The sequence below is a fragment of the Iamia sp. genome (assembly GCF_035575815.1).
Classification (GTDB): Bacteria; Actinomycetota; Acidimicrobiia; order Acidimicrobiales; family Iamiaceae; genus Iamia.
In genome coordinates this window covers 1-13,815 of record NZ_DATLXO010000158.1, presented here as the reverse complement: position 1 = coordinate 13,815, position 13,815 = coordinate 1, and the positions used below count along the sequence as shown (strand labels likewise).

At 73.2% G+C, this 13,815-nt stretch carries 15 protein-coding genes; 7 read left to right on the top strand and 8 right to left on the bottom strand.

Translation table 11 applies throughout. The features are described from left to right. Positions 1-222: hypothetical protein (locus tag VNL12_RS16555; protein WP_325596050.1), on the bottom strand; the 222-nt coding region annotated here is incomplete at its 3' end. A gap of 9 nt (positions 223-231) precedes the next feature. Next, positions 232-480 carry a hypothetical protein gene (locus tag VNL12_RS16550; RefSeq protein WP_325596049.1) on the bottom strand — a complete coding sequence of 83 codons (249 nt, stop codon included), beginning with the start codon at positions 478-480 and terminating at the stop codon, positions 232-234. Between the two features lie 158 nt (positions 481-638). On the opposite strand from VNL12_RS16550, the gene VNL12_RS16545 reads away from it, so the two are divergent. Next, positions 639-1,391, top strand: a complete 753-nt coding sequence (locus tag VNL12_RS16545; RefSeq protein ID WP_325596048.1) for an AAA family ATPase — start codon at positions 639-641, stop codon at positions 1,389-1,391. A gap of 352 nt (positions 1,392-1,743) precedes the next feature. Here the strand turns inward: VNL12_RS16545 and VNL12_RS16540 are convergent, their stop codons facing one another. From VNL12_RS16540 to VNL12_RS16515, 6 genes are read right to left on the bottom strand one after another with little or no spacing between them, the layout of a single operon-like run. Continuing rightward, positions 1,744-2,490, bottom strand: a complete 747-nt coding sequence (locus VNL12_RS16540; protein WP_325596047.1) for an AAA family ATPase — start codon at positions 2,488-2,490, stop codon at positions 1,744-1,746. After that, positions 2,487-3,245: a hypothetical protein gene (locus VNL12_RS16535; RefSeq protein ID WP_325596046.1), complete on the bottom strand. Its 759-nt coding sequence runs from the start codon at positions 3,243-3,245 to the stop codon at positions 2,487-2,489. Before VNL12_RS16535 ends, VNL12_RS16540 begins: the two co-directional genes overlap by 4 nt. Then, positions 3,242-5,077, bottom strand: coding sequence for an ABC transporter ATP-binding protein (locus tag VNL12_RS16530; protein WP_325596045.1), 1,836 nt, complete (start codon positions 5,075-5,077; stop codon positions 3,242-3,244). The genes VNL12_RS16535 and VNL12_RS16530 overlap by 4 nt, the downstream gene beginning before the upstream one ends. Further along, a complete protein-coding gene (locus VNL12_RS16525) occupies positions 5,074-5,871 on the bottom strand; it encodes an ABC transporter permease (protein ID WP_325596044.1) in 798 nt (265 codons plus the stop codon). Before VNL12_RS16525 ends, VNL12_RS16530 begins: the two co-directional genes overlap by 4 nt. Before the next feature lie 58 nt (positions 5,872-5,929). Next, positions 5,930-6,895 (bottom strand): ABC transporter permease, encoded by a 966-nt coding sequence (locus VNL12_RS16520; RefSeq protein WP_325596043.1) that lies wholly within the window; start codon positions 6,893-6,895, stop codon positions 5,930-5,932. Between the two features lie 13 nt (positions 6,896-6,908). Beyond that, positions 6,909-8,498, bottom strand: a complete 1,590-nt coding sequence (locus VNL12_RS16515) for an ABC transporter substrate-binding protein (RefSeq protein ID WP_325596042.1) — start codon at positions 8,496-8,498, stop codon at positions 6,909-6,911. Positions 8,499-8,893: 395 nt separating this feature from the next. On the opposite strand from VNL12_RS16515, the gene VNL12_RS16510 reads away from it, so the two are divergent. The 6 genes from VNL12_RS16510 to VNL12_RS16485 all read left to right on the top strand — a co-directional run. Further along, complete coding sequence (locus VNL12_RS16510) at positions 8,894-9,202, top strand: NADH-quinone oxidoreductase subunit A (RefSeq protein WP_414654915.1); 309 nt, start codon at positions 8,894-8,896, stop codon at positions 9,200-9,202. A 23-nt stretch (positions 9,203-9,225) separates the two neighbouring features. Then, positions 9,226-10,251, top strand: a complete 1,026-nt coding sequence (locus VNL12_RS16505) for a hypothetical protein (RefSeq protein WP_325596040.1) — start codon at positions 9,226-9,228, stop codon at positions 10,249-10,251. Then, positions 10,248-11,186 carry a complex I subunit 1 family protein gene (locus tag VNL12_RS16500; RefSeq protein ID WP_325596039.1) on the top strand — a complete coding sequence of 313 codons (939 nt, stop codon included), beginning with the start codon at positions 10,248-10,250 and terminating at the stop codon, positions 11,184-11,186. Before VNL12_RS16505 ends, VNL12_RS16500 begins: the two co-directional genes overlap by 4 nt. Continuing rightward, positions 11,183-11,797 (top strand): NADH-quinone oxidoreductase subunit J, encoded by a 615-nt coding sequence (locus VNL12_RS16495; protein ID WP_325596038.1) that lies wholly within the window; start codon positions 11,183-11,185, stop codon positions 11,795-11,797. The genes VNL12_RS16500 and VNL12_RS16495 overlap by 4 nt, the downstream gene beginning before the upstream one ends. Beyond that, entirely contained in the window at positions 11,794-12,099 is a 306-nt protein-coding gene (gene nuoK / locus VNL12_RS16490; protein WP_325596037.1) for an NADH-quinone oxidoreductase subunit NuoK, read from the top strand. Before VNL12_RS16495 ends, nuoK begins: the two co-directional genes overlap by 4 nt. A 4-nt stretch (positions 12,100-12,103) precedes the next feature. Then, positions 12,104-13,815, top strand: a 1,712-nt coding sequence (locus VNL12_RS16485; RefSeq protein WP_325596036.1) for a proton-conducting transporter membrane subunit, incomplete at its 3' end; no start/stop codon positions are given.

The following is a 13,815-nucleotide window of genomic DNA, read 5'->3' as shown; positions in this document are numbered from 1 at the left end:
GCCCTCCAGGGCGTCGGCCACGGCAGTGAGGTTGGCGTTGACATCCGCGATCACGGGACCGATCGGCTCGGTCCGCAGGGCGATGGCCCGGACCCCGAAGGTGACCTTCCCCAAGGTGTCGACGGCGCGGCGCAGGATCAGCACGACCCAGATGAGGTACACGGCCAAGGCCGCGACGAGCACCCCGGTCAGGATCAAGGTGGCAATGGCGGCGGCGGGCATCGTTGCTCCTCAGACCAGTGGCTTCAGGGCGTCGACGTAGGTCACGGCGTTGGCCGTGACGACCCCCACCGTGTCACGGGTCTCGAGGAGGGCGGGGACCGGGTCGAGGTTCCCGCTGAGGGCGACCCCGTGCTCGAGGATGTCATCGGCGTAGGCGTTGATCTCGGTCCCCGCCCGGATGATCCGGTTGGCGAGGACCACCACGAGGGGGACCACGACGAGCAACACCACCAGGTTGGCGAGCCACCACAAGGTCATCGGATCCTCCTGCACCCATCGGCCCCGGGTTCTTCGAGGCTGAGCTCTTCGAGGTCGCCGGCGCCGCTACTGGCCCGGCGCCGTCGGTAGGTGCAAACTACCAGGACCGGCCGCGGCACGCAGGAGCGGCGACATCGAACGAGGAGACGACCGTCATCATGAAGCTCGGCGTGGTGGGCAAAGGGGGCGCCGGCAAGACGACCGTGGCCGCCCTGCTGGCGGAGGCGTACGTGGCCGAGGGTCGACGCGTCGTGGCGATCGACACCGACTCCAACCCCAACCTCGGCATCTCGATGGGGCTCTCGCTCGAAGAGACCGAGGCCGTCCCGGTGCTCCCCCGCTCGATGCTGGTCGGCGTCCAGGGTGACGTCACCGCCGATGAGCTGATCGGCGAGTACGGGACCGACACACCGGTGGGCGCCACGCTGCTGTCGGCCATCAAGGTGACCGAGGCCGGCGCCGGCTGCACCTGCGGCGGTCACGCCACCGTGCGCAGCCTGCTGTCCGATGCGCTCGCGGACCGCGCCGATGTGACCCTCATCGACATGGAGGCCGGGCTCGAGCACCTCAGCCGCTCCGGTGGCACCCTCGCCCACGCCGATGTGCTGCTGGTGGTGATGGAGCCGAGCCGGAAGGGCGTGCTGACCGCGGCGCGGACCCTTCCGCTGGCCGAGGAGCTGGGCATCCCCTTCACCGTCGGGCTCGGCAACAAGGCGAAGCGGCCCGACGATCGACGGTTCTTCGAGGACCTGTGCGCCGAGCACGGGGTGCCCCTGGCCGGCGTGGTGCCCCACGACGACGATGTGGTCGCCGCCGGCCGCACCGGGCGGTGCCTCACCGCGTCGTCGGCGCCGGCCGTGCGCGCCGAGATCGACGCCGTCATCGCCCACCTCGACGCCCTGACCGGCTGAGGACGGGCGGTAGGCACGAAGCGGGCGGACGCAGACGACGACCCTGGTCGCCTCCCAGGGCGCGACAGGCGGCTGCCGGCGTCGGTTCCTGACCTGCCCTCCGCTGCGCCTGCTCAACCGCCGGGTCGGCTGATGTGCCCCCCCGGCGACGGCCCGGCCCTCCTCCGCCGAGAGCTCGCCGCCGCCTTGGTCAACACCAGCTGCAACCCCCGGGCGCGCCGCTTGATCCGCCCCGCGCCGCCACCACCCCCGCCAGGGCGTGACCGGGGACCCGCCAAGGCCCCAGCTCAGGCCCAAGGGCCGCGTCGCGGCCCGGCGCCGATGGATCACCGGTGCCGGCACGACGAGCGCCCTACGGCACCGTGGCCGCTCGGTTCGCGAGGTCGTCGGCCAAGGCGAGCAGAGCCGCCACGGCGGGGGCGTCGGGCGACAGGTCGAGCGGGGCGACACCCCGTCGATCGGCCTCGACCACGGCATCGTCGTCGGGGACCTCGATCACCTCGGCGCCGTCGAGGGCCCTCGCGATCAGCTGACGGTCCTCGTCGCTGCGCACCCGGTTGGCGATCACGACGATGTGGCCGACACCCTTGTCGCGGGCGAGCTCGACGGCTCGCCGGGCGACCTCGGTGGACTTGGGGGTCGGCTCGACCACGACGAGAGCGAGCTCGACGCTGTCATCGTCGAGACGGGTGAGCGTGCCGATGCCCGCCTCCAGGTCGGCGACCACGGTGGCCCCTCCGAGCTCGACGTGGCCGAGCATCTGCTCGGGTGACAGCCCGCAGCAGGGACAGCCCGGCTCCGGGTTCTCGATCTGGGAGACCACGGCGAAGCGCACACCGTCGGGCCCATCGGAGCCGAAGCGCTCGAGCAGGTCATCCCAACCCGGCGCGTGCTCGCCGTCTCCCTCGTCGAGGCGTTGGCGCATCGCCACCAGCCGTTCGGTCTCCTCGGCGCCGACGCCGAGGGAGAGCCCCAGGTTCGGGTTGGTGTCGCAGTCGAGGGCCACCACGGTGACGCCCCGACGGGCGAGACCACGGGCCACCACGGCTGCTGTCGTCGTCTTGCCCGATCCGCCCTTGCCGACCACAGCGATCTTCATGGGGTGCCCCTTCCGACGGCGGTCTCCGCCAGCGACCCTACCGCCCTCACCGCACGGCAGTCGGGCGCGACGTCGATCGGCGCCGAGCCCTGCCGCTCAGCGGCGGCCAGCTCCTCGTCCCACGGCACGACACCGGCGAGCGGCAGCCCGACCCGCTCGGCCACGTCGATGCCGTCCCCGTCGCGACGGGCCTTGTTCACCAGGACGAAGAGCTCGGGAGCATCCTCGGCGGTGGCCAGCCGGGCCAGGCGGCGCCCCGACAGCACGGACTTGGCCGTGGGCTCCACCACGATGAGGATCGTGCGGGCGTAGGAGGCCCACCCGAAGAACGGTTGACGGGTGCCCCCCGGCAGGTCGCCCACCAGGTTCCAACGATCGGGCGACAGGCCGTCGATGATCTGGCGGAACGCCTGCTGGGAGCGGAACATGTCGCCGCCGGGCCGGGCCCCGCCGAACTGCAGGAAGCGCACACCGTCGGGTGCGAGCTCGGCGTACTGCTCGACGGCCGCAGCCGCCGTCAGGCCGGGTCGCAACCGGAAGCGGGGGCCCTCCTCCCCCTCCGGTCGCTCCTCCACGGCGCCGTCGAGAGCCGGCCCACCGGTCGCCGCGAGCCCGAGCGACAGGGCGAGGCCGGGCAGTGGGTCCGAGTCGACCGCCAGCACCGGATCGCCGCGGCGGGCCACGATGCGGGCGAAGGTCCCGGCGATGGCCGACTTCCCGACGCCGCCCTTGCCCACGAAGGCGACCCGCATCATGGCGCTGCACCGGTCGGTGCCCCGACAAGGTGGCAGGCACACTCGTGGTCGGTCCCCCGGTGGGTGAGGCTGGGATCGACGGTGGCGCACCTCGCGATGCTCTGCCCGCATCGGGACTCGAACCGGCACCCGGAGGGGGGGTCGGTCGGGTCTGGGAGGTCGCCGCCCAGCACGATGCGCCCCCGCTCGGCCCGGGCGCCGGGTTCGGCGACCGGGACGGCCGAGAGCAGGGCACGGGTGTAGGGGTGCTCGGGCCGGGTGCACACGGCGTCGGCCGCTCCCGTCTCCACGAAGCGTCCGAGGTACATCACCGCGACGCGATCACAGACCTGACGCACGACGGTGAGGTCGTGGGAGATCAACAGGTACGCGAGGCCGAGGTCCGAGCGGAGCTCATCGAGCAGATCGAGGACCTGGGCCCGCACCGGTGCGTCGAGCGACGACACGGGTTCGTCGAGCACCAGCACGCGGGGTTCGAGGGCCAGGGCTCGGGCGATGGCCACGCGCTGGCGCTGGCCACCGCTCAGCTCGTGGGGCCACCGGTGGGCCAACGCCGCCCCGATGCCCACCCGGTCGAGCAGCTCGAGAGCGCGGCGGCGGCCGTCGTCCGATCGGTGCCGGCCGTGGATGCGGAGGGGTTCGGCCACAGCGTCGCCGATCCGCCGTCGGGGGTTCAGCGAACCGGAGGGATCCTGGAACACGATGCGAAGGCGGGCACGCGTCGCCCGCAGGTCGGCACCGCCCTGGCGGGTGATGTCGGTGCCGTCGAGGCGGATGCGACCCGAGGTGGGCTCGAGGAGCCGCACGACCGTGCGGGCCAGCGTGGACTTGCCGCACCCCGACTCGCCGACGAGGCCCAGCGACTCCCCGGGCGCCAGGGTGAAGGTGATGCCGTCGACGGCGTGGACCGCAGGTCCCGTTGCCCGACGACCGGTCGGGAAGTGCTTCACGAGGTCCTCCACCTCGAGCACCGGCGGACCGGGCGGCGCCCTGAGCACGGCTGTCGTCGACGGGGCGCCGATGGCCCCGGCTCGACGGCTGAGCAGCTCCGCGGTGTACTCGTGGCGAGGGCTGCGGAACAGCTCGGTGGCCGTGGCCGTCTCGACCACCCGGCCATCGTGGAAGACCGCCACCCGGTCAGCCATCTCGGCGATGACCCCCAGGTCGTGGGTGATGAGCACCGTGGCGGCGCCGGTCTCGCGCTGCGCCGTGCGCAGCACGTCGAGCACCTGGGCCTGGGTGGTGACGTCGAGGGCAGTGGTCGGCTCATCGGCGATGAGCACCTTGGGCCCGTTGGCGATGGCCATGGCGATCACGGCCCGCTGTCGCATGCCGCCCGACCACTGGTGCGGGTACTCGCGCGCCCGTCGGGTCGGGTGCGGGACCCCGACGAGGTCCAGCAGCTCGGCGGTCCGGGCGCGTGCCGCCGAGCGCGACACGGTGCGGTCGTGGACCCGGATGGCCTCAGCGACCTGGTCTCCGACGCGGTACGACGGGTGCAGCGAGCTGAACGGGTCCTGGAACACCATGCCGATGTCGCGACCCCTCACCGATCGCAGCTCCCCCGACGGCATCGTCAACAGGTCGGTGCCGTCGAGCAGCGCCTGTCCCGCCACCACCCGGGCCGGCGGCTCGGGCAGCAGCCGTAGGGCGGCCAGCACGGTGACGCTCTTGCCCGCACCGGACTCGCCGACCACGCCGAGCGTCTCGCCGGGGCGGACGCCCAGGTCGACCCCATCGACCGCCCGCTCCGCGCCGGAGGGCCCGACGAAGTCGACGGTGAGGCCCCGGATCTGGAACACCGGGTCAGAGCGGGGGGCGGTCCCGCTCATCGTCGAGCGCCGAGCGCGTCGTTGAGGGCATCGGCCACCAGGTTGCAGCCCAACACGGCGATGACGATGGCCAGGCCCGGGAACACTGCCGGCCACCATGCCACCCTCAGCACCCGCTGGCCCTGGTTGGCCAGGTAGCCCCAGCTCACGGCGTTGGGATCACCGAGGCCGAGGAAGGCGAGGCTGGCCTCGATGAGCAGCACCTGGGCGACGACCAGGCCCAGCACGACCAGCGCCGGGGCCAGCGCGTTCGGCAGCAGCTCCCGGACGACGATGCGCATCGTTCCGGCCCCATCGGCGCGCGCCGCCTCGACGAACTCGCGCTCACGCAGGGACAACAGCTCGGCCCGCACGACCCGGGCCAGGAGGGGCCAGGACGTGAGCCCGAGGACGACGATGAGCCGGTCGAGGCCGGGACCGAAGAGGGCGATGACCACGATGGCCAGGAAGAAGCGCGGCAGCACCTGGGCGAACTCGGTGATCCGCATGAGGATGTCGTCGACCCACCCGGCCCGGTAGCCCGCCGCCATGCCCACCGCCGTGCCCACCGCCAGCACCAGGAGGGCGACGGTCACGGCGACCAGCAACGAGGTCCGGGCACCGTGGAGCACGCCGCTCCAGACGTCGCGCCCCAGGGGATCGGTGCCGAAGGGGTAGGTGCCCGATGGGGATGCCAGGGAGGGCCCGTCGATCGCGAAGGGATCCCTCGGGGCGACCGTGGGACCGATCAGGCCGACCCCGACGAGGAGGCCGACCATGGCCACGCCGATGACCCCACCCGGGCGGCGCACCATGGCGCGGACCAGACGGCGACGCGGGCGCGACCCTCCCCCGGCGACGAGGGACGGCAGCTCAGCGGTAGCGGATGCGGGGATCGAGCCAGGCATAGGTCAGATCGGTGAGCAGGTTGGCGACCACGACGGCCAGGGCGATCAGGAGGAACACGCCGAGGATGATCGGCATGTCGCGCGCCTGCACGCTGCTCACGAGCAGCCGGCCGATGCCCGGCCACCCGAACACCGCCTCGACCACGATCGTGCCGGCGACGAGGTGCCCGACCCGTCCGCCGATGACCGTCGTGACCGGCAGCAGAGCGCGGCGCAGGGCGTGCCTGATCAGCACCGCCCGCTCCGAGACGCCCTTGGCCCGCGCCGTGCGGATGTGGTCGCGACCGAGCTCCTCGAGCAGACCGGTCCTGGTGAGCCTGGTGATGGCGGCGATCTCCTGGCTGGCGAGGACCAGGGCCGGAAGGGCCAGGTGGTGGACCACGTCTCCGAAGCCGGCGAGGCCGGTGGCGCCGGACCGGGCCGTCGTCATGCCCTGCACGGGGAACCACCCGAGCCCCAGCGCCAGGCCGAGGATGGCCAGCTGTCCGACCAGGAAGACGGGGGCGGCGTAGAGGCCGAGCGACGCCGCTCCGAGGGCCAGGTCCCGGGCGCCGTGGGCTCGGCTGGCCGCCGCGACACCAAGGCCGATGCCGACGACGGTGGAGAGCACGAGGGCCGTGCTGGTGAGCAACAGGGTGGCCGGAAGCCGTTCGGCGATGACGTCGAGGGCGGGTCGTCCCTGGGTGTAGGAGGTGCCCAGGTCACCCCCGACCAGGTTGCCGGCGTAGGTCGCGAGCTGGACCAGGAACGGCTCGTCGAGGCCGAAGTCGGCGCGCACCCGAGCGTAGTACTCGGCGTCGCCGCTGTCGCCGGCGAGGGCCAGGACCGGGTCGCCGGGTGCGAGGTGCACGAGCAGGAACCCGACCAGCACGATGCCGGCGCAGGTCAGCGGAACCTGGGCGAGCCGGATCAGGACGTAGCGGCGCGTCACCGGGCGCCCGTGATCAGCCGCAGGAGGCCGTCTCGGCGAAGTGCCCCGATGGGCTGAAGTCCTGACAGTCAGCGTCGAACACCCGTGTCGACTCCGTCTCGACGACCCACAGGTACGGCAGGTCCTCGGCCACCTGCTCCTGGATCTGGCCGTAGAGGTCCCCACGGGCATCGGGGTCGAGGGTGGTGGCCGCCTCGACGAACAGGGCGTCGACCTCGGGGTTGCTGTAGCCCGCGGCGTTGGTGAACGGGACGGGGCGGATGTTGTCCGAGTCGTACATCCGTCGCACGCCGATCTCGGGATCAGCGCCGTTGCAGTACGAGATGATGTTGGTGTCGAAGGCGCGCTCGGTGAACACCGTCTCCGCGAACACCGGTGGCTCCAGCGGCTGGAGCGTGACCTCCGCGCCGACCTCGGCCAGCTGGGCGCGGAAGAGCTCTGCGTACTGCGAGAAGGTAGGGAAGTGCAGGAAGTCGAACGCCAGTGGCGTCCCGTCCTCCACGCCGGTGACGCCCTGAGCGGTGCGGGTGCCGTCGCCCTCGCGGACCCATCCCGCCTCTTCGAGCAACGCCTCAGCCTCGTCGGTGTCATAGGCCGGGAGCTCGATGTCATCGGCATGGGCGAAACCGATGCCGCTCGAGATCGGGGCTTCGGCCACCCGGCCCGCACCGAAGAGCACCCGCTCGACGAACTGCTCCCGGTCGAGGGCGTGGCCCAGGGCCCTGCGCGTGTCGAGGTCACCGAACATGGGGCGGTCGAGGTTGAAGCTGACGGTCATGATGCAGTTCGAGCCGCCAGGGTTGATCTGCGTCTCCAACGTGTCGAAGGCGGGATCCGAGATGAGGCGCTCGCGCTCGGGACCGGGGGCACCGAAGAGCCAGTCGACCTCCCCGGCCTCGAGGGCGCTGAGCTGGCTGGCCTCATCCGCGATCACCCGCAGCACGACCTCATCGAGGTGGGGGAGCTCCTCCTTGAAGTAGTCGTCGAAGCGTTCCATGCGCACCTCCGAACCCGGGTCGTAGGACACGAACTCGAAGGGCCCGGTGCCGATCGGGGCCTGGTTCGCCGGGTTCTCCATCGGATCGGTGCCCTCGTAGATGTGGCTGGGCAGGATGGGCGCTTCGGTGACGTCGAGCTGTTGGAGGAGCGGCGCGTAGGGCTGGGCGAAGGAGAACACCACCGTCTGGTCGTCGGGGGCCTCGATCGACTCGATGTTGTTGCCCACCGATGCCGCGGTCCGGGAGTGGAGATCGAGGAGCACCTCCTCGAAGGTGTACTTCACGTCGGCGGCGGTGAACGGCTCGCCGTCGTGCCACGTCACACCCGAGCGGAGGGTGAAGGTGTAGGTGGCGCCGTCGTCGGTGATCTCCCATGACTCCGCCAGCTCGGGGGTGGGCTCGCCGTCGGCGTCGAGCTCGACCAGCCCGCTGAACATCAGCTCGGAGGCGGCGTGGGTCCCTCCACTGGTCGTGATGGCGGGGTTGAGGCCTTCCGGATCGCTGGAGATGGCGGCGACCAGGGTTCCTCCCTCTCCAGCGGCGCTGTCGCCGCCGGGGCCATCGCCTCCCCCTCCGTCCCCGCACGCCGCGAGCAACAGGACCATCGAGATGACGATCGCGCCGCCACTGCTTCTGCCCATGGAGATGCTCCCCTTCGGAGGCCCGTCCGCTCAAGTGGGCGGGACGGTATCCGGGGCGGGTGCACCTACGTAAGTGCGGTTCGCATGTAGTGCCCGACGGCGAGGCGGGGCGCTCGGTCGAGCCCCCCGTGGGCAACCTACGACGACGTGTCTCGCCCTCGTCTCCCCTGGTCCTGCGCACCTCCGGGACCGCCGATCTCCGGTAGACCGGCGACGGCTGGGTAGGGCCGGGTCGTGACGACGCCGCTCCGGATCCATCGCCCGGCCCCGACCGCTCGGGTCGGTGGCGAGCAGGGGCCGGCGTGGGTGCCGTGCTGAACGCGTTCCTGGCCGCCCTCGTGGCCGCTCTGACCGCCGCGGTGGGGAGCGTGGTCGGCGTCGGTATCGCCCGCCGACGGTGGGGGGTCCGCTCGACGGCTCCGCAGCGGGTGCCGGTGCTGGGCGGATCCGAGCCCGAGACCCATGCGTGGAGCCGGTTCCACGTGCGCTACTACCCGATGTCGCTGGTCTTCATCGCGTTCGAGATGGAGATGATGTTCATGTACCCGTGGGCGGTGGTGTTCGTGGCCGAGGGGGTCATGGCGCTGGCCGAGATGGGGATGTTCCTGGCCATCTTGTCGGTGGGGATCGTCTACGCCTGGCGCGAGGGCGCGTTCCGATGGCAGTGAGAGCGCCTCGCTTCCCCGTGCCGGTGGCCGCTGCCATCGGAGCCGGCGCGTGGGGCCCCGTCCAGGAGCTGCGGGCCTGCGACGAGCTGCGCCTGGTGACGACACCGCGGCACGCGACGGTGCTGCTCGTCGCCGGTGACGTCCCGGCCGAGCACCGCCAGGCGCTCGATCGGGTCCACGACCAGCTCCCCCACCCTCGGGCGGTGGTGTCGTGGACCGCAGGCCAGGATTCGTCGTCCGTCCTGGGCGCAGCCGTGACCGGCGACGTCGACGCCGTCGTCACCGCCGTGGTCGAGGCCCATCGCCGGGTGACCACGGACCCGTCGTCGTCGACGCCGGACCGCCGTCCCGACGTGGAGCCGAACGAGTGGCGGGGGGTCGGGCCCTTCGGTCAGGGCGGTGAGGGGATGATGGGCGGGACGCCCTACGGCCGGGCCATGGCCATGACCGGCGACGATCGCGACGGCCTGGCCCTCGACCAGCTCCACCTCACCCTCGGCCCGTTCCTGGACCCGCTTCCGCCTGGGATGGTCATGGACGTGACGCTCCAGGGCGAGGTGCTCCAGGAGGTCGACCTCCGGCTCCCGCCCATCGGTGGCGCTCCGTTCCCCGATGACCTCGGAGCCGATGACACTTCGGCCCCCGCCCGTCGGGGGCTGCGGTGGCTGGCCCACGCCCTCCACGTCCAGGGCCTCGACGCCGACGCCGCCCGGGCGGCGCGCCTGGCCGGTCGGTGCCGACCCGGCGTCGATCTGGTCCCCCCGTTCCGGGCCCTGCGGCGCCGGCTGCGGTGGACGGGATTGCGGTGGAGCCTGCGCGGCGTCGGGTCGATCGACGGCGCCGGTGATGCGGCCGGCCGGTGGGACGCCCGGCTCGACCAGATCGATGCCGGGCTCGCGGGGGACCCGGTGGGCGGCGCGCTCCCATCGGCCGTCTCGTGGGGCGCGCTCCCGGACGTGCTTGAGGGGCTGACCCTGACCGATGCCGTGACCACCCTCGTGAGCTTCGACCTGGCGGCCCAGCCGGCCACCCACGGGTCGCCACGATGAAGGACGTCCCCCACCTGGACCCGGTGACGGCGATCGCGGTAGTCGGTGCCGTGCTCGGCGTCGGCGCCTACGCCACTGCCGTGATCCGGGCCACGGCCTTCGCCTCACTGGCCGGCCACCGCGTGCGGCCGGCCCCGCTCCTCCGGCGACCGGCGGCCGAGGCCTGGTCGCTGGTGACCCAGCAGCCGGTGAGCACCGAGCGCCCCGATCGGGCCACCTGGGTGCTGGCCCCCGCGGCGTACGTGGGCCTGGCGGCGGCGGCGGTGAGCGTCGTGCCGTTGGCGCCGGGCCTGGTGGTCGCCGACGTGGCGACCGGGATCGTGGTGTTCGGGGCGGCGGAGGCGCTGGCCATCGTGGCCATCTTCCTCCACGGCTGGTCGCCCAACTCGCCGTTGGCGCTGATCTCCGCCTTCCGGTTCGTGGCCGTGGCCCTCTCCTACGAGCTGCTCAGCATGTTCGTCCTCATCGCCGCCGCCCTGCCGGCCGAGTCGCTCTCCCTCGGGGCCATCGTCGAGTCGCAGGCCGGGCTGTGGAACGTGGTGCGCCAGCCCCTCGGCCTGCCCCTGTTCCTGATCGTGGCCCTCGGGGTCACCTCGTCGGGTCCGCTCGCCGTGGTCGACTCCGCCGACCTCTCCGGCGGCGGCGGGATCGAGGACAGCGGGGCCCAGCGCCTGGCGTGGGCCGTCGCTCGGGCGGCGATGCTGGTCGCCTTCTCGGCCGCCGCCGCGGCGGTGTTCCTGGGCGGGTGGCAGGGCCCGCTCCTCCCCGGCGGCGCGTGGATGCTGGCCAAGACGGCGACGGTCCTGGTCGGGTTGGTCGTGGCCGGCGAGCGGGTCGCCCGGATCAGCCCGGAGCGCATCGTGCGGCTGTCGTGGTCGGTGCTGCTGCCGTTGGCCTTCGTCGACCTGGTCGTCGCCGGGCTGGGCTCGCTGTGATCGACGTCGCCTTCGTGGTCTTCGCGGTGGCCGCCGTGGTCAGCGGGTACCGGGTCTTCGCCACCGACTCCATGGTCCGGGCGTCGTTCCTGCTGCTGGCGTCGTTCCTCAACGTGGGGGCGATCCTGGTCCTGCTCCTGGCCGAGTACCTGGGCATCGCCCTGCTGTTCATGATGACCGTGGAGATGGTCGTCATGGCCCTCTTCATGGTGATGTTCATGATGAACCCGGCCGGCCTCAACCCGATGGTGATGGTTCACCAGCCCCGGCTCGCCGCCGCCGCCGGCGTCGCGGCGACAGTCGGGATCGGGGTCGTGGCCGTGGTCGCGGAGTTCCCCGACGCGCCGGTCGAAACCGGCCGCGACACCATCGCCGAGCTCGGCGCCGAGCTCCTCGGCCCGTCCATGCTGGTCTTCGAGAGCGCGGGGGTGACGCTGCTGGCCACGATGGTGTGCGCGGTGATCCTGTCCTCGGCCCGGGGGCGCTACGGCGACGGGTACGAGGGGTCCCTGGCCCCACCGCTCGAGCCCGGCGGGGACCACCGCCCCGAGGACGACCTGGTCGACGCCGAGGGCGGCGACGAGCACGCGGGCCAAGGGGGCCACGGGTGACCCTCGTGACGGTGCTGCTGGTCGCCGGGGCCCTCGTCGGCATCGGGGTGTGGGGAGCCCTGGCCCAGCAGTCTTTCGTCATGTTGATGATGGGCATCGAGCTGATGGTCAACGGGGCCATCCTCGCCGCCGCCGGGTTCTGGGCCCATGCCGGTGACGGTGGACCCAAGGGCCAGGTGCTGGTGATCGTGGCCATGGCGGTCATGGCGGTCGAGATGGCCATCGGCTTCGCCCTGGTCGCCGCGGTCTACCGGGCGCGCCAGGCCGACCTGACCGAGGACATCGGATCGTTGAAGGGCTGAGGCGGTGCTGGCGATCCTGTGCCTGACCCCGACCGCCGCCGGCGCGGCCGTCTGGGTCGCCGGCGACCGACGACTCCGGGCGTCGAGCGTGGCGGCCCTGGCTGCCCTGGTCACCGCCCTCGTCGTCGCCGTGGTCGCGGCCACGGCTCAGCCGTCGACGTCGATGCGCTGGGGGGCGGGGCTGACGCTGCGCCTGGAGGTGGACGCGGTCGCCCGGGCGCCGATCGTGCTCGTCGCCTTCGTCGCCCTCGCCGTGGTCGTCTACGCCCTCACCTACGGCCCGGAGCGGGGCCGGGCCCGGATGGTGGGGCTCCTGCTGGTGTTCGCGGGGACGATGGAGCTGCTCCTCGTCGCCGGCGACCTCCTCACCCTCCTGATGGCCTGGGAGCTCGTCGGCGCCCTGTCCTGGGGGCTGATCGCCCACCACTGGACCGGCGACGCCCCCACCCAGGCCGCCCACGCCTTCCTGGCCACCCGGGCCGGTGACCTCGGCCTGTTCGTCGCCGCCGGCGCCGCCTTCGCGGGGACCGGCGGCATCGAGCTCTCCGGCCTCGCCGCCGTCGACGGCGGAGGAGCCCACGCCCTCGCCGCCGGGGTGCTGCTCGCCGCCGCCGCCAAGTCGGCGCAAGGCCCGTTCGCGCCCTGGCTGTTCTCGGCCATGGCCGGGCCGACCCCGGCATCGGCCCTGCTGCACTCAGCCACCATGGTCGCGGCCGGCGCCTACCTGCTCGCCCGCCTGCAGCCGGTGCTCGACGCCGTTGCCTGGTTCGGGCCCACCGCCATCGCCCTCGGCCTGGCCACCGCCCTCGCCGGCGGAGCGGTGGCCGCGGTGCAGCCCGAGGCCAAGCGGCTCCTCGCCGCGTCCACCTCGGCCCACTACGGGCTCATGATCGTCGCCGTGGGCGCCGGGTACCCGGCCGTCGCCGTCGCCCACCTGGTGGCCCACGGCCTGTTCAAGGCCCTGCTGTTCATCGCCGCCGGGGTGGCGATCGACGCGTCGGGCACCGAGGCGCTGGCCGGCATGGGCCTGGGCCGCACCGTACGGAGCACTGCGGTGCTGGCGTCGGTCGGCGCCCTGGCCCTGGCCGCGGTCCCGCCGCTGGCGGGGGCGTGGACCAAGGAGGAGGTCGTGGCCGCGGCGGCCCACGTCGGGCCGTGGATCGGCATCCTGGTCGTGGTGGCCGGGGGGCTGAGCGCCTTCTACGCGGCGCGGTTCCACCTCCTCGCCTTCGGACCGGACCGGACGTCGACCGGCGGCGGCCCGGGGCATCGGCAGGCGGACCGTCGACGGTCCGGTCACGCCCGCGTGGCCCTGGCCCTGCTGGCCGGGCCCAGCATCGCCCTCGGCGTCGCGTGGCTTCCCGGGGGCGGGCGCCGGGTGCTCGAGGTGACCGGCGGCGAGCTTCCCGCCGGGGCGACGTGGGAGCTGTTCGCCTCGCTCGGGGCGGTCGTGGCCGGCGGTGCGGGCGCCGTCGCCCTGGCCCGGGGTGGCCGGCTGGCCGAGCCCGTGACGGCGCCGGCGGCGGCGTTCGTCGGGGGGTGGTTCGAGCTGCCCCGCGCCACCCGGGTCGTGGTGGTCGACCCGACCCTGGCCCTGGCCCGGGCCGCGGCCCGCGCTGACGACCGCATCGTCGACGCCGGGGTCCGGGGCGTCGCCGGGCTGGGCGCCGCCACCTCCCGGCTGCTGGCCCGGGGCGACGACCGCGTCGTCGACGC

Bases quoted from the DNA above. Each gene is read 5' to 3' on its own strand.
- VNL12_RS16550 (WP_325596049.1), bottom strand. From the start codon at position 480: ATGACCTTGTGGTGGCTCGCCAACCTGGTGGTGTTGCTCGTCGTGGTC.
- VNL12_RS16545 (WP_325596048.1), top strand. From the start codon at position 639: ATGAAGCTCGGCGTGGTGGGCAAAGGGGGCGCCGGCAAGACGACCGTG.
- VNL12_RS16540 (WP_325596047.1), bottom strand. From the start codon at position 2,490: ATGAAGATCGCTGTGGTCGGCAAGGGCGGATCGGGCAAGACGACGACA.
- VNL12_RS16535 (WP_325596046.1), bottom strand. From the start codon at position 3,245: ATGATGCGGGTCGCCTTCGTGGGCAAGGGCGGCGTCGGGAAGTCGGCC.
- VNL12_RS16530 (WP_325596045.1), bottom strand. From the start codon at position 5,077: ATGAGCGGGACCGCCCCCCGCTCTGACCCGGTGTTCCAGATCCGGGGC.
- VNL12_RS16525 (WP_325596044.1), bottom strand. From the start codon at position 5,871: ATGGTGCGCCGCCCGGGTGGGGTCATCGGCGTGGCCATGGTCGGCCTC.
- VNL12_RS16515 (WP_325596042.1), bottom strand. From the start codon at position 8,498: ATGGTCCTGTTGCTCGCGGCGTGCGGGGACGGAGGGGGAGGCGATGGC.
- VNL12_RS16500 (WP_325596039.1), top strand. From the start codon at position 10,248: ATGAAGGACGTCCCCCACCTGGACCCGGTGACGGCGATCGCGGTAGTC.